Here is a 23880-nt window from a genome sequence, read left to right as displayed (position 1 = left end):
ACCATATATAAGGTGCGGAAGTTCTATTTCAAGCTATGCTGCAATGGCGCTGATCATCTGAGTAATTGTCTGTTACCAATGCTATCATATCCCTTGCAATTATATATCAGTCCTCATCGTCCTCTTCCGGAAGATTTGCATTGTGATATACTGCCTGAACGTCATCGTCCTCCTCAAGCATATCTATAATCCTTGTGAACTTCTTGACAACCTCAGGATCGTCTATATCAACATAGTTCTGAGGTATCATTGTGAGCTCAGCCTCAGCCATCTTTATGCCTTCCTTCTCAAGGCTCTCTCTTACCTGCGAGAAATCCTCAGGTGCTGTGATGATCTCGTAGCTGTCATCCTCGTCTGAGAAATCCTCAGCTCCTGCATCCAGTGCCATCATCATGAGGTCATCTGCATCTATATCACAGTCTTCCTTTGCAATGATGATCTGTCCCTTGTGATCAAACATATATGATACACAGCCTGTTGTACCTACGTTACCGCCACCCTTTGTGAAGCAGTTACGCACATTGGCTGCTGTTCTGTTCTTATTGTCCGTAAGAGTGTCTACTATGATGGCGGTACCGTTAGGACCGTAGCCTTCATATGTATTCACTACGTAATTTACTGAATTGGCATCTCCTGCCGCTCTCTCGATACCACGCTTGATAGTATCATTAGGCATGTTGTTCGCCTTTGCCTTGGCGATTACATCACGAAGCTTACTGTTGTTCTCAGGATTTGCTCCGCCTTCCTTTACTGCTACCACGATCTCCTTACCAATGATTGTGAAGATCTTACCCTTTGCTGCATCGTTCTTTTCCTTCTTGTGCTTGATGTTCGCAAATTTTGAATGTCCTGACATCGTTAATTCTCCTCTTTCTCTTGATTACTAGTTACGTATATTATCACTATTGCGGTGTTTTTTCAACCTTTGTGATCTTTACCTCACCGATCATGTTGTTATTTACCGACAGGGAAGTGAATCTGTAGTTCTGATACACTATCTCTATCTCCTCATCCGCATATGGAAGTCTCCCCAGCTCATACAGCAGAAATCCGTTCAGCGTCTGGAAGTCCTCATCCGGGAATTCTATCCCCAGAACGTCACTCAGCTCATCCAGTTCAGCCTTACCACTGACTATGTACATATCGCCACGCTTCTTGATATCCTCGCTGGCGTCATCGTACTCGTCAAGTATGTTGCCGACTATCTCTTCCAGAATATCCTCCATGGTCACGATTCCCTCTGTCTGACCATACTCATCCACAACTATGACCATATGTATCTTTGCCGTCTGCATCCTGCGGAACAATTTTGCTATGTTGTACGTAGGATGTACAAATGTAGCCTCAACCATGATCTCAGCCAGTGATTTCGTCTTATCGCGCAGATATTCCTTCACAAAATCCTTGAAATAGATTATTCCAACTATGTTGTCAAGATCACCGTCATACACCGGATATCTTGAATAGTTATTCTCTATCATTATCTCCATGACTTCGTCCAGATCAGAGTTCTTGTCTATAGCCATGACGTTCAATCTGGCCGTCATCACATCTCTGCTCTCCTTGTCAGTGAACTCAAATATGTTTGTAATAAACTGGGCCTCAGAGTCCTCTATAAGTCCCTGCTCATTTCCCTCGTTCACCATGGATATGATCTCTTCTTCTACCTTTTCCTCTTCTGATTTTTTGTTAAAAATCTTCATATAATAGTCTGTATCACCTCATATATTATTTTATGCCAGTTCAAGACTTATCTTCAGAGCTTCATCAACGCGCCTCAGCACATCAGCGTCAACGTGACACACCTTTTCTTTCAGGCGCTGTTTGTCTATAGTCCTGAGCTGTTCCAACAATATGACGGAATCCTTCGCTATATCACAGCTTGAAGAATCAAGCATGATATGTGTTGGAAGTTTTGGCCTCTTCATCTTGCTGGTTATCGCAGCTATTATGACCGTGGAACTGTGTCTGTTCCCAGCCTCATTCTGAACTACTATAACAGGTCGTATGCCTCCCTGCTCCGATCCAACCACCGGTCTTAGATCCGCGTAATAAATATCCCCACGTCTGATCACCAATTCTGTTCACCCCACAAATACTTTCATTGAATGTGGCTATATACTTATATAGTATGTATTCCACTCTAAAAAAAGTATTGCCCATGACAGTACCGGTTATTCGTTAATCCAGAAGATAGTTTACCTGTCCAAGCTCTCTGCCGTCCCTTATGTATGTTCTCGGAACTCGTCTTGATATGTTACATACCAGCTCGTAATTAAAGCTGTTGGCAGGCGCTGCCACCTCCTCGACAGTTACCTCTCTGTCTCCATCCTGTCCGATGAGAGTTACGTCATCTCTTACTTTTACACCATCAATGTGGCTCACGTCAACCATGAACTGATCCATGCACACCCTTCCGATGATCGGAGCATACTCTCCATGGATGATAACTCGGCCTATATTGGACTGTGCTCTTGGGTATCCATCGGCATATCCTGCCGACACCGTCGCAACCTTTATATCATGATCCGCTATATAGGACCATCCATATCCTATACCTGTTCCGGCTTTTACGTCCTTCACAAATATAACCTTGGACATAAGTCTCATAGCAGGTTTCAAAGCCGCTATATTCTTATCTACCTCATCTGATGGATAAAGTCCGTATGTGACTATTCCCGATCTGACCATATCAAAATCCGAATTGTCCATCTCCATGATACCCGCACTGTTAGATATATGCCTTACAGGTATGTGTATTCCAAGTGCCTCAAGCTGGCTGTTTATCCACCTGAACTTCTCAAGCTGACCATTTGCAGCGGTCTTGTCGAGTTCATCAGCCTTTGCGTAATGGGTAAATATCCCCTCTATCTCTATGCCCGGCATCTGACTGATCTTTTCTATGTTCTTCACGCCATCTTCATCACATGTGAATCCGATTCTTCCCATGCCTGTATCGACCTTGATATGGATCTTTGCCTTTGTGTTCATGCTCACCGCCAGATCCGAGAGCTTCTGTGCATCGTCCACCTCATACATGGCAGGTCTAACATCATATCTGATAATCAGTTCGTAATCCGAGGGATCTGTGTAGCCCAGTATCAATATGGGCTTATCTATATTTGCTCTTCTGAGCTCCAAAGCCTCATCGATGAATGCCACTGCAAAGAAATCCACCAGATCATCAAGTGCCTCTGCCACCTCGACAGCGCCGTGTCCATAGGCGTCTGCCTTTATGACCGCCAGCATCTTCTTATCACCGTCTATAAGCCTCTTCATAGCCGTGATATTATCCCTTATATTGTCAAGATTTATCACAGCCTGCACTCTGTTAAAGTTACTGTTGTCCATCATGTTCTGCTCCTTTTATAACCTCCGATATAGCGCTCACTATATCCCTGGCTATCATTGCATTTCTTCCTCTGTGCTCTGCCGCCATATCTCCTGCCAACCCATGTATATATACTCCCAGCTTCGCAGCCTCATACGCACCAAGTCCGGTGCAGACAAGCCCAGCTATTATCCCGGCAAGCACATCCCCTGCCCCCGCAGTTGACATACCGTTATTACCGGATGTGTTTATGTACACATCCCTGCCGTCACTTACGCATGTTCTGGCATCTTTCAGCGCACTTACAACATTATACTCCATCGAAAAGTCTTTGCACACCTCTAATATATTCTTTTTTATATCCGGTATGGCGACGCCTGTAAGTCTTGACATCTCTCCTATATGTGGCGTTACGATCACCGGTCCTCTGTGTCTTCCAAGAATATCGGGCTTTTCGGATATTATGTTCAAGGCATCCGCATCCGCGATCACGGTCTGCACGGCCTCACACATAATATATTCCACCATGCTCCTTGCCGCATCGCCTTTTCCTATACCAGGACCGATCAGTATGGCATCCGACCACTCCACGGCATCCCTTGCACACTGCTCCGCTTCATCTTTGTTGCTATAGCACATAAGCACTGCCTCAGGAATTCTTACTCCTGCTATCTCCTTGTTGTCGATATGTGTGTATATCTTCACAAGCCCTGTTCCCATCCTGTATGCAGCCTCCGCCGCAAATGTCATGGCACCGGACATGTCTCTGCTTCCAGCTATCACCGCAAGCTTTCCATATGTTCCCTTATTTGATGAATCACTCCGTCCCGGAAGCATGCACAGATCGTCTCTGTTGTAGGAATATGCCACCGGGTGTACTCTGTCCACTTCAGCCTGTGCAAATCCTATGTCTCTCACAACGACCTCTCCGCTTATCTCGCAGCCGGGATAAAATATCAGCCCTCTTTTATTCAGTCCAAATGTGACCGTCATACCTGCCTTGAATGCACATCCCATGATCTGCCCCGTGCTGGCATCCACACCTGACGGGGTATCTATGGCAACCTTAAAGCCGCCAAGTCCGTTCATCGTCTCTATGGTCTCTCTCCATATTCCCGCCACATCACGCTTGAGTCCGACGCCAAATATTCCGTCCACAACCACATCGTAATCACTGTCAATGATGTGATCCGTCACCTGTATGCCGATTTTTTTCGCTATTTCAAGCTGATATGAAAAGCTGTCGCTTACTCTCGATATTCCATTTATATAACAGACATGGACAATATCTCCCTGCTGGTACAGGAGTCTCGCAAGAGCCAGTCCGTCCCCGCCGTTATTGCCGCCTTCAACAACCACAAGGCACTTTAATTTTCTGTCCGCGTTTATAGACTTCAGTCTGGAATTTATCTCCTCCAGCACGGAGATCGCAGCTCTCTCCATAAGCAGGATCCCTGGCACACCCTTTTCCTCTATGGTCAGCCTGTCTATCTCCTGCATCTCTGTTCGGTCTGCAACATAAAACATATTTCTGCCTCCTTATTGAAGAAAACGGATAATTTCTCTCGAAATTACCCGTTTTATACTTACCTATAAAATCTTCCGATCTCTTCCTTATCTCTTCTTGAGGAAATCAGGAATCTTGATACTCTCTGTCTTTGGTCTTGACACATGTGCCGGCTCAACTGGTGTTGATGTTACAGGTGTCTGCTGTGCTGGTGTCACAGGTGCTGTGTATGCTGGCTTTGCTGCCGGAGCAGTCTCAGTTGTCTGACCGCCGAGGAACGATGGTCTTGTGCTTGTCTGAGTGCTGTGTGTTCCAAGGCTCTGGCCTGCATATGTAGCAGTCTTTGGCTCTGCAGCAGGTGTTGTTGTAACTGCTGGCTTAGGTGTGGTCATTGTTCCCATAGGAGATGCAGTACCTGCATATCTTGCGGTGACATCGCTCTCGCCTGATCTCTCAAGACCTGTAGCAATGATCGTGATGCTTATATCCTCACCCATGTTGTCATTGTCAACTGTACCGAAGATGATGTTGACTCCATCTCCAGCCTGCTCTGTAAGATATGTAACAGCATCATAAGCCTCAACGATACCAATGTTACCTGAGAAGTTTACGATGATATCTGTTGCACCTGAAACGGTTGTCTCAAGAAGTGGTGAATCCATAGCCTCCTTGATGGCGTCAACAGCCTTGTTCTCTCCGCTTGCTGAACCTATACCGATATGAGCGATACCCTTATCTCTCATAACTGTCTGTATATCTGCAAAGTCAAGGTTGATAAGACCCGGCTTATTGATAAGGTCTGTAACACCCTGAACACCCTGCTGAAGTACCTGATCTGCCTTCTTCAGCGCATCAGGAATACTTGTTCTCTTATCACAGATCTGAAGGAGCTTGTCGTTAGGGATAACAATAAGTGTATCCACATTCTCCTTAAGTCTCTCTATACCTTCGATCGCGTTTCTCATACGAGGCTTACCCTCAAAACCAAATGGCTTTGTGACAACTCCGACTGTGAGGATACCAAGGTTACGTGCCATCTCTGCAACGACAGGGGCAGCGCCTGTTCCTGTTCCACCACCCATACCACATGTTACGAATACCATGTTGGCGTCCTTGATGATGTCTACGATCTCTTCTCTATTCTCCTCTACAGCGCTGGCACCGATCTCAGGCTTTGCACCAGCACCAAGACCCTTGGTAAGTTTCTCACCTATCTGGATCTTTGTTGTAGCTCTGCTGAGTGAAAGAGCCTGCTTATCTGTATTGATAGCGATAAGTTCCACTCCCTCAACATTCTCATCGATCATTCTGTTAACAGCATTGTTACCTGCACCGCCGACACCAATTACAAGAATCCTTGCCGGTGTTCTCTCGTCATTTGATTTTATCTCAAGCACGGTTGCATCCTCCTTATATACTTATTCTTTATCCATCAATCATTGTCATCTGCTCAAAAGCTGACCGTTTTATCGCATTAGTACCTATATAATACGATTTTTTATATCATTACGCAAGAAATTTTTTATTTATTTTCTTTAAAGATAACGTTCCTCTGCGATTCACTGTAATTCGACATATCAAGAGTTCCCTTTTTACCCTTCACGCTCTCAAGTATGCTCTCAAGATTCATGAATTTCGTCTCCAGGTTTTCACCGTCGCCGATCCTGATCTTTATTCCATCCTTGTGAAGTATGAGATTCTGATCTGTGTCATAAGTAATCTTGTCTATCTGTATTCCGCTCTTGTAAATGAGCTGTGTCATAGTCAGTATCTCCTGGAAGAACCCCGAATCACCGACATCAAGCTTCTTTCCCTGCTCCACGCTGTCACTTGTAAGTCCCTCTATACAAGGAACATCATCAAGCTTTGCATCGGATATCTCGAGCACGATACCATCGCCATCAAAATATGCATACTGATCGTTGTACTTTATGCAGCCCGCCATGGCCTTCTCGTACACCGTGATCTCTACTGAATTCCTGTTCACATATGTGACGTCTATCTTATCTATAAAGGTTACATCCTGGGCAGGATTCAGTCTGCTCTCAAGTATAAACAGCAGCGTATTGCCATAATCCTTACCGCCGGTCACGATATCGACCATCTGTTGGTCAGTGTAGTGATCAGTTCCGGTCACTTTTATGGACTTCAATTTGTAACATGTACGTATGTATACAAACGCTATAGCACACAGCACCACCAGAATGAGAAGTATCTTGAGAACTATCTTGAATATCCTTGCCGCCTTCTCACGTCTCGCCTTTCTTCTGGCAAGTTTCTCCGCCTGCAGCTTCTTCTTTCTCTCTATCTCCTCCGGGGTAAGCTTTCTGCCCTCTTTTTTGCGTTTTTTCTTGTTCTTCTTTTTTGCAGCAACCGCCTGATCTTGCTTACGCCTGCGTCTCTCCTCGGATCTGCGGTTTTCTGCATCCTCTCTGCGCATCCGGTCATCCGGTCTGCGACGCTCTCCATCCTGTCTCCTGCGCACCTGCTCATCAGATCTGCGGTGCTCTCCATCTGGTCTCCTGCGCACCTGTTCGTCAGATCTGCGGCGCTCTCCGTCCGGTCTTCTGCGCACCTGCTCGTCAGATCTGCGACGCTCTCCGTCTGGTCTTCTGCGCACCTGCTCGTCAGATCTGCGACGCTCTCCGTCTGGTCTTCTGCGCGCCTGTTCGCCTGTTCTGCGGTGCTCCCCATCAGGCCTTCTTCGTGTCTGCTCATCCGTCCTGCGGCGCATATCTCCGTCTGCTCTCCGCTGTCCATTGCGGCTGTCTGTCTGCTGTCTTCTCTTATCAACCGGAACCTTGACCCTTCCGTCGAGGCGTTTTCCGGTCATGACATCCACATAGCCGCTTTCACGTCTGGTCTGCGCAACATCAACATTTCTGCTCATTCTATTTTTATTAACATTTCGTCTATTGTTGTTTTCCATTCAAATCTTCCTTTAAAGGATCTGTCATATGTCTGTTTCGTCATACGAAATTCCTCTGGATACGGACATCACTATCCCCATCTCCATCAGAATGAAAATTATCGAACTTCCGCCATAACTGACAAATGGCATCGGCACACCTGTCGGCGGAATGGTATTCGTGACAACACTCACATTTATCAGCAGTTGGACCGCCACATGTGCCATCACTCCCGCTGTGAGCATGCTTCCAAATCTGTCTCTGGCATTCATGGCCGTCACAGCCATCCGCCTAAGTAATATAAGAAAAATGATAAGTATAAATGCCGCTCCGACAATTCCGAGCTCCTCACACACGACTGAGAATATCATATCATTATGTGACTCCGGAATAAACCCCATCTTTTGGACACTTCTCCCAAAGCCCACTCCAAACAGTCCACCGGAACCAACGGCATATAACGACTGAACCGTCTGATAGCCATCTGCGTAATTTTCAGGATCAAGCCATATCTTGACTCTGTTCGCCCTGTAGCCTGCGAACATTATGAAAAGCACACTCCCGACAACACCAAATATACCGATCAGAACAAAATGTCTGACCCTGGGGCTTCCCACAAACAATATTACAAAAAGGATTGCAAAACAGATTATAGCCGTGCTGAGATTCTCCACACCGATCAGGGCTATGGTGATCACGGGCAGGATCATTACCTTTATAAGGCAGCCCGGTCTGCACAGATTTTTGCTCTCCACGGCAGCCCTCGCCGAGGTGTAGATTATGATCGCCGTCTTGGCATATTCTGATGGCTGAAATCCTATAGGTCCAATATATATCCATCTTGCTGACCCATGGCTGGCCGTTCCTATTATCAGCACCACCACCTGAAGAACAAGTGATGACAGCAAAATGACCGCAGACAGCCTGAGCAGCCGCCTGTAGTCATATCTTGACACTATGTACATGGCGAGGATCGCCAGCAACATATAAAGTGCCTGTCTTTTAAAAAAGTACATCTGATCTCCGTACAGGTCGTACGCCCTGTAACTGCTCGTACTGTATATCATGGCAAGCCCAAATATCAGAATCATCCCCAGCGCCAGGAGCATGGTCACATCCACATATCCTCCCGGACACCGTTTTCGTGCATCTCTCACTCTATCTTCTGAAACCTCAGGACCTCCATGCAATCAGATCACTCCTTATAGCTTCTTACATACTCCTTGAACATATCGCCTCTCTGCTCGTAGTTGTCAAACTGTCCCCAGCTTGCACATGCAGGTGAGAGAAGCACCGCATCTCCGTCAACCGCATTCTCATGGCAATATGCTACCGCATCCTGAAGATTCTCCTCAAATATAATTGAGTTAAATCCATGTCTCTTGGCACAGTCAGCTATCTTCTGCGCAGTCTGGCCTATGAGAACGAGCCACTTTACCTTGCCGTCAAACGCCTCTATCCACTCGTCGTACTCAGAACCCTTGTCATAGCCTCCACCTATGAGGAATGTAGGAGCCACCATGGCCTGTATTCCCTTTATGGCTGCATCAGGGTTTGTTCCCTTTGAATCATTGTAGTATGCGACACCATCGATGGTGTCAACATATTCTATTCTATGAGCAACAGCCTTGAATGATGTTGCAACATCTCTGATAACATCAACAGGGACTCCCATATAATATGATATTCCAACTGCTGCCAGAACATTCTCAACATTGTGAGCTCCCATGAGCTTAAGATCCTTAATGGCAAGTACATTGATCTTCTTATCGCCATCCTCGAGGATGATATCCCCATCCTCTACATATACTCCACCGGCCGGCTTCTCCAGTCTGCTGAAATATACTACATGGCAATGATCCTTTGCCTTCTCTCCCATGGCGCGTGTATGCTCATCATCATAGTTGAGGACTGTCACATCATCCATGGTCTGATTCTTTGTTATTGAAAACTTTACATTTCCATAATTCTCAAATGTATAGTGCCTGTTCAGATGATCCGGAGTCAGGTTGAGTATTGCACTGACATTCGGATGAAAATCTATAACCGTCTCAAGCTGGAAACTGCTTATCTCTGCAACTGTATCTGAATCATCGTCTGTTGTGTCGCACAGCTCTGTGTAAGGTATTCCAATATTTCCCACAACGATGGTCTTGGCATTGTGTGCCTTGACTATCTCTCCCACAAGGGCTGTAGTTGTAGTCTTGCCGTTTGTTCCTGTTATGGCTGCTATCTTACCCTTACCATAATGGTATGCCAGCTCTATCTCACTCCAGATAGGTATTCCCGCATTTCTCACCACATCTGTAAATGGCGCATCAACAGGGATTCCCGGACTGATGACCATGAGCTGTGATGATGAGAGGGCATCCTCTCCAAGCTCACCGAGTTCTATCTGAACAAGCTCTGAATCGCCTGTCTTCTCCTTTATCGCCTCTATATCTCTGTCCTTGTTCTCATCGAACAGATAAACCTTTACTCCATGATTTACCAGAAGCTTGGTTGCACTGATTCCACTCTTTCCTGTTCCTGCTACTATCGCTGTATTGATCTCCATATCATTTCACCATGGTGCACCACTGCACCATTTTCTCCTTTCTACATTACAGAGCCAGTAAACCTACCACACAGAGGACTGCAGTCACTATAGAAAATATAGCAACGACCTTTGACTCAGGCCATCCCCCGAGCTCAAAATGATGATGTATAGGTGCCATTCTGAACACTCTCTTGCCTGTAAGCTTGAATGAAACAACCTGTATTATAACTGATAATACTTCAATGAAGTATATGAAAGCTATTATAACTATGAATATAGGCATCTTGAGCATATACGCTGTTGATGCAACAAATCCACCGAGTGCCAGAGAACCTGTATCTCCCATGAATACCTTTGCAGGGTACACATTGTACACAAGGAAGCCAAGAAGACATCCAACCGCTGCGCAGGCAACCGGAGCAACACCTGAGTCTGTTCCCACTGCTACAACCGCAAAGAATGTGGCTATGAGAACCGTGACTGATGACGCAAGTCCGTCAAGTCCATCTGTGAAGTTCGCACCATTAACTGTTCCAAGCACGATGAAGAACAACAGTATCACATAGAGTGTGCTGTTGAGCTGAACCGTCTTGCCAAGGAATGGTATTATAAGCTCATTGTTGATATCTGAATACTTCTCTACATAATATGCAAATACTCCCGTAACGACAATCTGTCCGAGCATCTTCTGCCATGCGTGAAGTCCCATTGATCTCTTCATAACAACTTTGATGTAATCATCGATAAATCCGATAAGTCCAAATCCAAGTGTCACAAAAAGCACCGGAAGGACATCCGGATATTTCTTCATATAGATAAGCGTCGTGATCGTAAGTGACAGAAGGATTATAAGTCCACCCATGGTTGGTGTTCCGGCCTTCTTCAAATGTGCCTGTGGGCCGTCATCCCTGACAAACTGACCGAACTTGAGCTTCTTCAGGAACGGTATAACTATAGGGCACAGCACCACGCTGATACAGAATGCTATCACTACCGGTAAAACAATCTTTAAATCTAAATTCATTTTGTACTCCTTACCTGCCCGCACACCGCGGACTATGTATTTCTTAAACTGTTTTCAGACTGAGATAAATTTAATACTCATTTGTGGCTTTGTCAATTCCCAAATAGGGAAGAATATTCAAAAAAATATCTCTCACAACAGGGGCCGCTATGGTTCCTCCATAATATGTGCCCTCGGGCTCATCTATTAGCACGACCGTCAGGACTTGAGGATCATCCGCCGGCGCAAATCCTATAAAAGAAGATATGTATCTGCCTGTTCCTCTGGGAAGTTTCTCACTCGTGGCGGTCTTTCCGCCTATCCTGCAGCCCTCTATGGCACACTTTGATCCGCCGCCCTCGGCAACGACTGCCTCAAGCATCTCCCGCATCTTCTGTGATGTCTCCTCATCTATAACCTGTCTCTGCTCGTCAAATTCAATGGCTGTAATAGTTTCTTTACTGCTGTCTATTATCCTTTTTCCCAAATGTGGAGTTACCGTATGCCCTCCATTCACAACCGTGCACACTGCAGATATGAACTGTATCGGAGTCACCTGGAATGACTGTCCAAACGACATGGTGGCAAGCTCTACCGGCCCGACATTTTCCTTCTTATGCATGATGGAGTTTGCCTCTCCGGGAAGGTCTATTCCGCTCTGACTGAACAATCCCAGCTTGTGATAATACTCGTACATGCCATCCACACCTGTTCTCTCTCCTATCTCCATAAACGCCGGATTGCAGGAATTCATGAGCGCCTCCTTAAGGCTCTGGCTTCCATGGCCTGTGGTCTTGCTACACCTTATCCTTCTGTCCTCAACTATCTTATATCCCGGGCAGAAAAAGTTTGAGCTGCTGTCGACCGCTCCCTTCTCGAGTGCTGCCGTCAGTGTTATTATCTTGGCGGTTGATCCCGGCTCATATGTGTCGCTTATCAGATAATTTCTCCACATATTGTTCAGCTCATCCATATTGCCGGCTGTAGGCAGCAACATGGATGTCCCGGATGCGCTGTTATTTCTCTCTGCATCTTCCCTTGTGTCTGTCTCTCCATCGTTCTCTGGCTTAACCAGTTTGAACGGTTCGTTCAGATTGTATTCCGGCACATCCACTATGGCATATATCTCGCCATTTTGGGGATTGATCGTTATTGCACACACCCTGTTTGCTTTTTTCTCGATCAGGACTTTCTCTGCAGCCTGTGTCACATATCTCTGTATATTGAGATCCAGTGTTGTCACGAGATCATTTCCGGAAATGGGCTCTGTCCTGGTTTCTGAATATTCCGCAAGCTCTATTCCCCTTGCATCCGTGACCGCATTTATGCTTCCATTTGTCCCTGTGAGCACACTGTCATATGTCACCTCAAGGCCCAGTATTCCCTGATTGTCAGCACCGGTGAAGCCTATAACCTTCGATGCAAGGGCATCATATGGATAGCTGCGCTTGTAATCCTCGTCCACCTTGATCCCCGGAACAGCAGCCGCCTTGATCTTTTTTCCGGTCTCCTTGTCTACATTTGACGCTATGAGCTCCCTTGAGGATACCTTCTCCACCTTCTTCCTGATGTCTGCCGGATCCTTATCCAGATATCTTGTAAGAAGCTCTGTGACCTCCGCCTCATCCTCTATCTGGCTGTGTATCACGGATATTGAACACACCGCCTTGTTGTCCGCTATGATATTGCCATTTCTGTCGTATATCCTTCCCCTGGGAGCTTTTATGCTTCTCTCCCTCTCATGCAGGGAATCTGCTTTCTCACTATAATATTCTCCCCTGTAGAGCATTATGTATGCAAGACGGCCAACTATAACTCCCAGCGCTAGGGCCGCCATAACGAACACAAACTTTATCCTCCGCCTGTTATAACTGTATACCTTCAACTCTTGATCCCGGACTTTTTTATTATCATATTAGCCGGATGCCTCATGTATTCACCTATTCGTGTACAAATCTATCTCTGCATTAAAAAAGCACCGGAGGTGTATCTGCACCTTCGATGCTTTGGTTTACTGTGTAAATTATCATTCGCCGGAATAGTCCTCGTCACCGCTCCACGTATCCGTGCCGTCGCCTGTTCCGCTGTCATCCTCCCATGTATCGTCCGCCGTATAACTGTCGTCTGCCGTATCGTCATACGACGTGTCATCCGCCGATGTGTCGTCGGTCGATGTATCTTCCGCTGATGTGTCCTCAGCAGCCGCATCCTCTGTTACCGCCTCTGTATCTGCAGTCTCTGTATCCGTGTCAAATGCTGATGAGAGCGGCTCCTCCGTTCCGTCATAAGCCACATCATCTCCGTTTGTTGAGTATACATTCAGGTATGGAAGGAGATCCTGCATAACCTGATTGAACAGCTTTGCTCCTGCTCCTGATCCTGACTGATCCTCAACATGAGGCTCATCAACTACAACGTAAAGCATGATCTGAGGATTCTCAACAGGGGTGAATCCTATGAATGACAGTACGTATTTTCCATTTCCTCGAGGAAGCTTCTCGGCTGTACCTGTCTTACCACCGATGGTGTAGCCCTCTATTCCAGCCGCATATCCTGTACCTTCCTCAACAACCGCCTGGAGGTATGTCTTCATGTAATCCGACACTTCCTTGGATATGGTCTTTCTGACAAGCACCGGATCCATATTCTCAACCACATTTCCGTCTGAATCCAGAAGTCTCTTGACAACATGTGGCACATAATAATTTCCGCCGTTTATTACAGAACAGAATCCCGCTGCCATCTGGATCATAGATGTTGTAACACCCTGTCCAAATGAAGATGTCGCAAGCTCTGTAGGATTAAGATTCTCCACATCGTACTTAATACCTGTCGTCTCACCTTCGAGATCTATTCCTGTCTTGGAACCAATGTTAAATATCATCTGATATTTGTCAAATGTCTCTGGTCCCTCCTTGTCCGCTATCTGCATCAACGCATCATTACATGAAACAGCCAGAGCTCTCTTGACGTCAACCATTCCGTGTCCTGCTCTGTAACTACAGTAAATAGGGCTCTCTCCCTCGACTACGACCTGTGAACCATCACAGAGAAATTCATCTCCGTCTGAGATCACTCCATCCTCCATGGCTCCCGCTATGGTAAATGCCTTGTATGTTGAACCCGGCTCAAACACATCACTTATACAGTAATTCTGCCATACATAGTTGAGTGCCTCATATAACTGGTCTGATGTAAATCCATCTATCGTGCTATGGAACTCTTCATCCGACATCTTTGAGAAATCGTATTCCACTTCCTCAGTCTTTACATTCTTCTGTTCGGTGGTCGCTTCTGTGGATGATTCTGTGGTAGTGCCATCCTCGCTGCTCTCCGTTGTTGCTGTTGTATTTTTCTTTGCACTCTCAACGCTTATCAGGCTGTCCGCATTCTCATCTGCACCCTCGATCTCAACCTCCTGGGTGACGGTGACTGTCATGTTCCTGAGCGCCTGTGTGTTCATCGGGTCATTTGGATCGTAGGTACGTGAGCTTGCCATTCCAAGTATCTCGCCATTGTTTGGATCCATTGCTATGATACCTATCTGCTTAGCACCTGTATTCTGCATATACTCAGTGATGTTGTCCTCTATGATCTTCTGTATATTCATATCTATGGTGGATACTACTGTCTCCCCATTTTGGGCTGCCACAGTCTCCGAGTCAACGCCGCCTGAGCCCGACATATATCTGTAAGTCTTGCCATCCACACCGTTTAAGTAGTCATTATAATAGCCCTCAATACCACCCTGTCCAACATTTCCGCTGGCGGTGTATCCGAGCAGGTGACACGCCAGAGATCCATTTGGGTAATTTCTCTTATACACCGTCTCGAATCTCACTCCTATGACATCTGCGCCCTCATCGGTCTTACAGTAATCCTCAAATGCCTTAACCTTTGTATATGGAAGATCCTTGAGGACTACCTCATAATAAGAATCCTCATTTGCAATGTGCTTGTCAAAATCGTCTCCTGACACATCGAAATACTCCAGCACCGCAGCTCTTGTTGCCGCCTTTCCCTTCTCCGTGAGCAGAATATTCACAGGCTCAAGTATCAGGCTGTAGGTCTTCTCACTGTTCGCAAGGACATTTCCATTTCTGTCCAGTATCTCGCCTCTCTCATACGGAATATCCGTGGAATTGTAGTCCATCTGCAGAACCACAGCCTCCGAATACTCCTTTCCATTTGCCACGTTGATGTACACAACTCTTATGGTGAGTGCCACCAGAACTCCCACCACCAACAAATATGTGATCTTGGTCTTTCTTCTCATTCCTTTTAAAAATAGCTTTGATCTCTTTGACATTTTATCTTTCCACCTTAAAAATTAAATATCCCTAAGACTACTTGGCCTTAGGGACATCCTTGTACTGTACTACGTAATCATCATTATTCTGTGAATAGTATAATGTTTGTCCCGGCTGTGAGTATACCATGCCGAGCTTAGTAGTTGCAATATTATATATCTCATCCAGATCTGTCATGGAATCAAGTCCTGCGCTGTAGCTTGCATTCTCGTCAAGCTGTGTTGCCACCTGGCTCTTCAGCGTTGCCACTGACTCCTTCTGTGACTTGACATCTGATGTAAGTTTCAGAAGATAACAGCACAGCGCCACCGCAACGATTATCGCAGCAACCATGCCCGCCGTATATCTTATTTGTGCATTTGTAACTGCCTTTCTCTGTGCCTTTCTGGCTGCAAGCTCTCGTCTCTCTCTGTCAGTCAGATGAGATGATCCCTGTTTCTTTCTTCGCGCCGGCTGTGGAGCTCTCTCAGGTCTCACTGAAGGCTGTGGTCTTCTCGCCGGAGCGGCTGAGCCTCTGACTACAGCTTCGCGGGATCTGTTACGTCCAGCCCGGTCATCATAATTCAGTTGTCTTGCAGAACTACCCTCTGTGTAGTATCTTCTATCTGCCATCTATATCGCCTCTTTCATTTATATCTGTCAAATTGCCTCAAACACTCTGAGCTTTGAGCTCTTTGATCTGGAATTCTCCTCAAGCTCCCTTTCTCCCGGTATAATCGGTTTTCTCGTTATCACCTTGCCGAGAGGCTTTCTTCCGCATGTGCACACCGGAAAGTTCGGTGGACAAATGCATGGATTTTCATTTTTCCTGAATGCTAGCTTCACTATCCGGTCCTCAAGGGAATGAAATGTGATGATACACAATCTTCCTCCCGGATTCAGGCTTGCTATCATGCCGTCTATTGAATCCCTGAGCACATCAAGCTCTCTGTTAAGCTCTATCCTGATCGCCTGAAATGTCTGCTTGGACGGATGTCCCTGTCCATTCCTTGCCTTTGCCGGTATGGAGCCACGGATTATATCGTTGAGCTCTTCGGTGGTCTCTATCACCTTGTTCTCACGGTACTTGCAAATGTGGTATGCAATACTCTTTGCATATCTCTCCTCTCCGTAATCCTTAAGTATACGGAACAGCTCAGCCTCGGAATAATCATTGACTATATCCTTTGCAGTCTTTGTCTGCCTGTTGTCCATCCTCATATCCAGTGGAGCATCAACCCGATATGTGAATCCTCTATCCGCATTATCGAGTTGATATGAAGACACTCCCAGATCAAGGAGTATCCCGTCCACCTTCTGTATGTTCAGTTCATCCAATATTCTTCTGAAATTCTGGTAATTATCCCTGACTATGGTCACCTTATCCCCATACGGCTCAAGTCTCTTCGACGCTGCAGCTATGGCATCCTCATCCTGGTCGATACCTATAAGCCTGCCGCCCTCACCAAGCCTCTTCACAATCTGCTCTGAGTGTCCGGCTCCCCCTAATGTGCCATCCACATAGATGCCATCCGGCTTGATATTCAGGTTGTCGATGGTCTCCTCAAGCAAGACCGACTTGTGCGCAAATTCCATAATCAATTACCATTCTCTTCTAAAAACTAAAATCAAGTGCATCAAGCTCATCTGCAAGCTCGTCCATGCTGGCCTGATTATCACTCATGTTCTCAGGGCCATCCCACTCTTCCTTGCTCCAGATCTCCGCTTTCTCACCGTTACCGATGACATACACATCCTTGTCTATATGAGCATATTCTCTCTGCTTCGGAGATAGAAGTATTCTTCCCTGTGCATCCGGCTCACACTTGACCGCTCCGGCAAGGAAACCTCTCTTGAAGGCTCTGGCCGTTCTGTTGGTCATAGGAAGCTTGTTCAGCTTCTCAACGAACTCCTCCCACTCTGTCATTCCATATACATAGAGACAGCAGTCGATTCCTTTGGTTACCATGAATGACTCCCCGAGTTCCGAACGAAGTTTTAATGGCATGATCAGTCTTCCTTTTGCATCAAGCTTATGTTCATATTCACCTGATAAGCATCTGGACATCCCGATCTCCTCCTTTCGTATAACTCCGGTTCAATCACCACTTTCCACCACTTAGTTGCACAGTAATGCCACTTGTAACCACTATTCTATACTATAGCCCCTCAAATTGCAACCCTGTTATATGAAAAAAATGTGTGCAAATACGCAAAAAAGCCTGTAGATCTAACAGTTTTCACTGTCAAACCTACAGGCTTTTTGTGGTGGGGACAAATCCCATATTTTTTCTATTCTGTGGGGATATTAACCACCATGTGGTTACTTATCCATGTGTTATCTATTTCTCTGTATAATCATCTGAGCCTTGCCGACCAGCTTTCTGGTCCGCATCTGCTTCAACTTCTGTTTCATCTGGTGTCGTTTCACCACCTGGCTCCACTTCTGTTTCAGTGTCACCACTCATCTCCACTGACGGCCAGCCTTTCCTGGCACATCTTACATAATTTATGACAAGCAGTACCACGGCAGTTACAAAGCATACAAGTGCAAGCGCCTGGGATACCTTGATCCCTGTATTGCCGATCATCAGGGAATCACTTCTGAGACCTTCGATGATAAATCTTCCAAGTCCGTATCCGCCCACATATATGAGAGCGAACTCTCCTTTGAATTTCTTGTGCTTTCTATATATAAATAAGAACACAAGCAGCAAAAGATTCCACAGGGACTCATACAGGAATGTCGGGTGGACTGTTATGCAGTCCATTCCGTCTATATTCATCACATTGTCCAGCATCTTCTGTGTGATGACCCCGGTTCTCTCCAGATAATCAAGATTGCCCTCTGATCTGTAGTAATCAAGAGGAATCGCCATGGCCATCTTACTGTTCGTATATGCGCCAAATGCTTCTCTGTTGAAGAAGTTGCCAAATCTTCCAAGTATCTGCCCGATCAGTATTCCGAATGTGGCTGTATCCGCCATGAGCACAAAGCTTACTTTTCTCACCTTGCAGAAGATTACCGCTGTGATGACTCCTGCGATGATTCCGCCGTATATGGCAAGTCCGCCGCCTCTGATATTCAGCATGGCTTTGAGTGTAGCTCCCACATCGCCCTGCACTATATACTGGTCAAGTCTGAACAGGATATAGTAGAGTCTTGCTCCAAGTATGGCCGGGATGATAAGTATAAGTATGAAATCCAGATACATTTCAGGATTCTGTTTTGTTCTCTTTGCCTCGTTGGTGACAAGTACATATGCCAGCAGGAATCCTATCATGATGATGATCCCGTAGAACCTCACCTCAAAGCTTCCTATATTGATGTGGTCACCTATATTTCTGAGGGTTATCCCAAGATTCGGAAAGAATATGCTTCTAAAATATTCTGATATCTGAGACATATCGTTACATCCTCCTAGATTCATTTACACGTTGAACTTGAAGAGAATAACATCTCCATCCTCAACCACATATTCCTTGCCTTCCTGTCTTACAAGGCCCTTCTCCTTGGCCGCAAGCATGCTTCCGCAGTCCATGAGATCCTTGTAGCTGACAACCTCCGCCTTGATAAATCCTCTCTCAAAGTCTGAGTGAATCTTGCCAGCTGCTCCAGGTGCCTTCGTTCCCTTCTTGATGGTCCATGCCCTTGACTCTGTCTCTCCGGCTGTCAGATAACTGATAAGACCAAGAAGTGAGTAGCTTGCCTTGATAAGCTTGTCAAGACCAGACTCTTTAACTCCAAGATCCTCGAGAAACATCTTCTTCTCCTCATCATCAAGCTCTGCCAGCTCCTGTTCTATCTGTGCACATACTACAAATACCTCTGCATCGAAGTCCTTTGCGTATTCCTTTACCTTCTGCACGTTCTCATTTGAAGCGCCATCGTCCGCAATGTCTTCCTCGCCTACATTTGCGGCAAATATTACAGGCTTCCATGTGAGAAGGTTATATTCCTCTATCCACGCCTGCTCGTCCTCATCTGTGACCTCTATGGTCTTTGCAAGCTTACCATCCTCAAGGTGAGCCTTGATCCTCTGCTGGAAGTCAAGCTCCTTCGCAAGCATCTTGTCATTTCTTGCACCTCTGATGGTCTTGGCGATCCTTCTGTCGAGCACCTCTATATCTGAGAATATCAGCTCCAGATTGATGGTCTCTATATCTCTGATCGGGTCTACGGAACCGTCAACGTGGATGACATTTGTATCCTCAAAGCATCTTACAACGTGAACGATGGCATCAACCTCTCTGATGTTCGCAAGGAACTGGTTTCCAAGTCCTTCTCCCTTTGATGCGCCCTTTACAAGACCCGCGATATCTACAAATTCTATAACAGCAGGTGTTGTCTTGGCTGAGTTGTACATCTCTGTGAGCTTGTCCAGCCTCTCATCCGGCACTGCAACGATTCCTACGTTTGGATCTATTGTACAGAACGGATAGTTAGCTGATTCCGCTCCTGCCTTTGTAAGTGAATTGAAAAGTGTACTTTTTCCCACGTTTGGGAGTCCTACGATACCTAATTTCATTTTTTCTATTTTCCTTTCTTAAAGCCTTGATTTTGCTTGATATTCTGACTTTGCCGATTATATGGTGTACCATTTAGTGTACCATCTGTTTTCAGGGCGCAAAAAGCCCCAATAGCACGGTAATTGTACTACACCCGTGGCTTAATTTCAATGTTTATAATTATTATCGGAATCCCATAACTATTTTTTACCCAGTGCCTCCTTCAAAACTACAACAGCCAGCCGGGGTTCACCCCCGGCTGGCTGCTACATTTTATCAGTTCAGATATTTCTCCATCACTGTGTTCAATTTTTCAAAATCAAGCGGTTTCGCTATGTGTTCATCCATCCCCGTGTTCTTTGCAAGCTGCACATCCTCAGCAAATGCATTTGCGGTCATGGCTATGATAGGAATCTGGCCTCTTCTTCCAGGCAGTGCTCTTATAGCGGCGGTGGCCTCATACCCATTCATGACCGGCATCTGAACATCCATAAACACTATGTCATACCAGTTCTCGGAGGCATTCTCTATCCTCTCCACAGCCTCCCTGCCATTCTCAACGATCTCCACACTGGCTCCCGTCATTCCTATGATCTCCGATGCGATCTCACTGTTCAGATCATTGTCCTCCACAAGAAGGACTCTCCTGTCCGAATAATCAGATCTTCTGATATTCTTCAGGTAATCCCTGGCGGAACCATCCGTTTTCTCATTCACTATGCGAACCAGTGTTGCCGTAAGACGTGAACGGAACAACGGCTTGGCAATAAATGCATCCACACCTGCTGCCCTTGCCTCATCCTCTATCTCACTGTAATCATATGAAGTGAGCACTATGATGGTCACATCCCTGCCAATACGCTCTCTTATACGTCTAGTTGCCTCAATGCCATCCATCTTTGGCATCTTCCAGTCCATAATGATCGCAAAGTAATCATCATTTCTCTCATGCCTTGCATATGCTCTGGCGACAGCCTCCTCACCCGAGGTTACCCACTCTCCGGCAATTCCTATCTCACCCAGAGTCTGAACCGTACTCTCACAGCATAACTCGTCATCATCCACCACCAGCACAGGCAGATCTGCCAGCTCCTTTATCTGGTCGATCTCCCTCTCCTTAAGCCTTAGAAATATGGTGACTGTGATCTTCGTGCCCCTGTTCAGGACACTGTCAACCTGAATATTGCCATTCATCATGTTTACTATATTCTGTGTGATCGCCATTCCAAGACCTGTGCCCTGGATCTTCGTAGTCCTGTTATCATCAGCACGGGTAAATGGCTGGAACATGATCTTCTGGAAATTCTCATCCATGCCAATGCCATCATCCTCTATGCTGAACACATAGCATCCAAGCTCCGACTGGCCGTTTGGCCGCTCCTCGATGGAGAATACTATATGGCCTCCATCCGGGGTATATTTGACAGAGTTGCTCATAAGGTTCATAAACACCTGCTGTATCCTCAGTGTGTCGACATATACGTCCTCATGCTCGATGTTTTTTATATTCACCTCAAGGCTGTGATGGTGCTCATCCATCTCTGATTTCGCCATGGAGATGAGATTGTCCACAAGCTCTGAGAGATTAAACTCCTCCTCGGCCAGGGATATTCTCCCGCTCTCTATACGTGCCATATCGAGGACTTCATTGACCAATCCCAACAAATGTCTGCTGGCTCTGGTTGTCTTGCCCAGGCATTCAAGCACCTTATCCGGACGATCTATGTTGGCTCCCGCAATAGCCGTCAGGCCAACTATCGCATTCATAGGTGTTCTTATGTCATGCGACATATTCGTGAGGAATTCGGTCTTCGCTCTGTTCGCCCTCTCCGCGGCCTGATACGCGTCCTTAAGAGCCTTGCGTCCCTTAATTTCCTGCTTCTTCTCCTGAGTTATATCCATGGAGGCCCACAGCACTCTGGTAAGTACACCTTTCTTCCACTCGATAGGCACAAATGACGCACTCCTGTAGCATTCCTCTTCCATATTGCAATACTCAAACTTATACACATCCGATGCCTTTGTAAGGTTATTTCTCAGATTTTCAGGCTTCAGCAGATCTGTCAGTGAATCAGCAGGAGGCAGTGTCTTATATCTGCTCTCTACACGCCTTATCAGATCACTATAACGTCCCTCTGGCGGATAATCCGATTTTATATTTATCATGAAATATTCATATGTGTCATTTTCCAGATCGCATATAGCGAAATGATCCACCAGTCTTGTGACACTCTGGAGGAGATGCCCCATAGCTTCATTGTCCGCAGACATCTGCCTGTGTATCTCAGCCTCCCGTTTTGCCGCGGTGATATCCCTCAGGAATATGATCGCATACTGCGATTGCTCACGATCTCCACGGAGAATGACATTCCTCGTCCAGTGCTTCTCTCCATGTATAGTGATGCCACATTCCAGACTCAGCTCCCCGTCACACTCACCAAGCCTTCTGGCTATATATCTTCTGTCGTAGAACCTGGCAACCTCATGCCTGAACTCCTCGCACACGTAATTGTCTATAAATGCCGATATAAGTTCATCCCATGTATCACTGCTCTCAAAGATGGTCATAAGCGACGGCTCAACCTTCATGGAGTCAAATGTATTCTCCTCAAGATTCACGTAATACTCACACAGATTGGTCTTCGTAAAGGCATTGTGGAAAGCAGCTGCCCTCTTCTGCTGCATCTCCAGATCCTTCTCCACGTTAATATTTATAAATGTACCTGTTATCCTGCGGGCTGTGCCATCTGTACGCCTTATCACCTCTGCCTTTGCACGGAACCACTGATAATCTCCATCCAGCATCCGCAGCCTGTACTCCACATCGTATTTATATGCATTTGTCTTATCAGTGACCACAGCCTTCAGGCTGTCCAATACCCTGTCCTTATCGGCCGGATGAAGCAGTCTTGTCCATGAAGATATGTCATTCGGGAAATCTATGATGTCGTGATATCCCAGCATAGTTCTGAACGCATGGCTCCAATATACTTCCTGCAGATCTCCAGTCTCATCAAAATCAAAGTACCACATACCTGACTTCATTGCGCCATTGATGAGAGTCACATTCTCATGCTCCCAATCAAGCCTTGCGGACATTATCCATACAGGCGTTCCATCCCTGTCCACGGAATCCTCCTTGAATATCCTGACAGTCACCGGGGTTCCGTCACTTGTCAGCATCTCCCCCTCTCCAAGTCCTCTAATCTGGCGTAAATGATCTGCGTCCAGAAAACTTGTATTCTCTCCATAGAACACAGACCTGAGTGATCCTCCTGTACATCGCTGGAATTCCTCATAGCTGTAACCAAGGTTATACAGCATGAAATCACTGACCGACAGTATCGTCAGTTCGTCATCATAATAGCCGATGATCGTTCCAACGGCATTGTTGTTATTTATCGTTCTCTGTATTGTCCGCGAAGCCTCTTCTCCGATCATGGATGCATTACCCAGGCCCCCAGCCTCACCATACACTCTCTCATCATTCATTCTAACTACACGCTTTCCTCTCTGATAACATGATAAATACATTTCAGTTAACACATCTTAAGCGCTCGGATCACACAAAAAGCGACTGTCAAAGAATACACTCCGACAGTCGCTTTTAATAAATATAATTATACTCCTCTTTGTACATACTAGTTCCAACAGGGAAATTATACTGCAACCGGCTGTCATAGTCCGAAACAGTTCTCTGTTTTCAGACCTTAGACCCATATGGCTTTGTGTCACCGCTTTTCAACGGGTTTACTAAATATTTATTTTTCAAATTCATTACATATAGATTACA

18 protein-coding genes and 1 riboswitch are annotated in these 23880 nt (G+C 46.0%); all 18 genes read right to left on the bottom strand.

The genetic code is table 11. The features are described 5' to 3' along the window. Positions 1–106: 106 nt before the first annotated feature. The gene (locus ABUA34_RS02455; protein WP_015533161.1) at positions 107–856 is read right to left on the bottom strand and encodes a YebC/PmpR family DNA-binding transcriptional regulator; all 750 of its coding nucleotides are present in this window, start codon (positions 854–856) and stop codon (positions 107–109) included. A gap of 46 nt (positions 857–902) precedes the next feature. Beyond that, entirely contained in the window at positions 903–1703 is an 801-nt protein-coding gene (locus tag ABUA34_RS02450; protein ID WP_055144005.1) for a hemolysin family protein, read from the bottom strand. A 30-nt stretch (positions 1704–1733) separates the two neighbouring features. Then, entirely contained in the window at positions 1734–2078 is a 345-nt protein-coding gene (locus ABUA34_RS02445) for a type II toxin-antitoxin system PemK/MazF family toxin (RefSeq protein ID WP_055144003.1), read from the bottom strand. Between the two features lie 103 nt (positions 2079–2181). Continuing rightward, positions 2182–3354 (bottom strand): alanine racemase, encoded by a 1173-nt coding sequence (gene alr / locus ABUA34_RS02440; RefSeq protein WP_330416291.1) that lies wholly within the window; start codon positions 3352–3354, stop codon positions 2182–2184. Further along, positions 3338–4858: an NAD(P)H-hydrate dehydratase gene (locus ABUA34_RS02435; protein ID WP_349822796.1), complete on the bottom strand. Its 1521-nt coding sequence runs from the start codon at positions 4856–4858 to the stop codon at positions 3338–3340. The genes alr and ABUA34_RS02435 overlap by 17 nt, the downstream gene beginning before the upstream one ends. 87 nt (positions 4859–4945) lie before the next feature. Continuing rightward, complete coding sequence (gene ftsZ, locus ABUA34_RS02430) at positions 4946–6235, bottom strand: cell division protein FtsZ (RefSeq protein ID WP_022217215.1); 1290 nt, start codon at positions 6233–6235, stop codon at positions 4946–4948. 125 nt (positions 6236–6360) lie between these two features. Continuing rightward, entirely contained in the window at positions 6361–7767 is a 1407-nt protein-coding gene (locus ABUA34_RS02425) for a cell division protein FtsQ/DivIB (protein ID WP_349822795.1), read from the bottom strand. Positions 7768–7791: 24 nt separating this feature from the next. Beyond that, positions 7792–8904 (bottom strand): FtsW/RodA/SpoVE family cell cycle protein, encoded by a 1113-nt coding sequence (locus ABUA34_RS02420; RefSeq protein WP_242857255.1) that lies wholly within the window; start codon positions 8902–8904, stop codon positions 7792–7794. Positions 8905–8942: 38 nt separating this feature from the next. Further along, a complete protein-coding gene (gene murD / locus ABUA34_RS02415; protein ID WP_055223901.1) occupies positions 8943–10304 on the bottom strand; it encodes a UDP-N-acetylmuramoyl-L-alanine--D-glutamate ligase in 1362 nt (453 codons plus the stop codon). Positions 10305–10350: 46 nt separating this feature from the next. Beyond that, complete coding sequence (mraY, locus tag ABUA34_RS02410) at positions 10351–11310, bottom strand: phospho-N-acetylmuramoyl-pentapeptide-transferase (protein ID WP_022217211.1); 960 nt, start codon at positions 11308–11310, stop codon at positions 10351–10353. Positions 11311–11380: 70 nt separating this feature from the next. Then, a complete protein-coding gene (locus ABUA34_RS02405; RefSeq protein ID WP_349822800.1) occupies positions 11381–13126 on the bottom strand; it encodes a peptidoglycan D,D-transpeptidase FtsI family protein in 1746 nt (581 codons plus the stop codon). 189 nt (positions 13127–13315) lie between these two features. Further along, the gene (locus ABUA34_RS02400; protein WP_349822794.1) at positions 13316–15598 is read right to left on the bottom strand and encodes a peptidoglycan D,D-transpeptidase FtsI family protein; all 2283 of its coding nucleotides are present in this window, start codon (positions 15596–15598) and stop codon (positions 13316–13318) included. Between the two features lie 37 nt (positions 15599–15635). After that, positions 15636–16211 (bottom strand): hypothetical protein, encoded by a 576-nt coding sequence (locus ABUA34_RS02395; RefSeq protein WP_015533169.1) that lies wholly within the window; start codon positions 16209–16211, stop codon positions 15636–15638. A 27-nt stretch (positions 16212–16238) separates the two neighbouring features. Beyond that, positions 16239–17174, bottom strand: a complete 936-nt coding sequence (rsmH, locus tag ABUA34_RS02390) for a 16S rRNA (cytosine(1402)-N(4))-methyltransferase RsmH (RefSeq protein WP_015533170.1) — start codon at positions 17172–17174, stop codon at positions 16239–16241. Positions 17175–17193: 19 nt separating this feature from the next. Beyond that, positions 17194–17646: a division/cell wall cluster transcriptional repressor MraZ gene (mraZ, locus tag ABUA34_RS02385; protein WP_015533171.1), complete on the bottom strand. Its 453-nt coding sequence runs from the start codon at positions 17644–17646 to the stop codon at positions 17194–17196. Positions 17647–17920: 274 nt separating this feature from the next. Beyond that, the gene (gene lgt / locus ABUA34_RS02380; protein ID WP_349822793.1) at positions 17921–18985 is read right to left on the bottom strand and encodes a prolipoprotein diacylglyceryl transferase; all 1065 of its coding nucleotides are present in this window, start codon (positions 18983–18985) and stop codon (positions 17921–17923) included. 24 nt (positions 18986–19009) lie between these two features. After that, positions 19010–20107: a redox-regulated ATPase YchF gene (ychF, locus tag ABUA34_RS02375; protein WP_349092960.1), complete on the bottom strand. Its 1098-nt coding sequence runs from the start codon at positions 20105–20107 to the stop codon at positions 19010–19012. A gap of 256 nt (positions 20108–20363) precedes the next feature. Further along, positions 20364–23579, bottom strand: a complete 3216-nt coding sequence (locus tag ABUA34_RS02370) for a response regulator (protein ID WP_349822792.1) — start codon at positions 23577–23579, stop codon at positions 20364–20366. Positions 23580–23749: 170 nt separating this feature from the next. Continuing rightward, a riboswitch (cyclic di-GMP riboswitch) is annotated at positions 23750–23852 on the bottom strand. Between the last annotated feature and the right edge of the window lie 28 nt (positions 23853–23880).

The organism is Coprococcus sp. RTP21428st1_C9_RTP21428_210409 (genome assembly GCF_040227395.1).
GTDB lineage: Bacteria > Bacillota > Clostridia > Lachnospirales > Lachnospiraceae > Coprococcus > Coprococcus aceti.
This window is presented reverse-complemented; position numbering and strand designations above follow the sequence as displayed.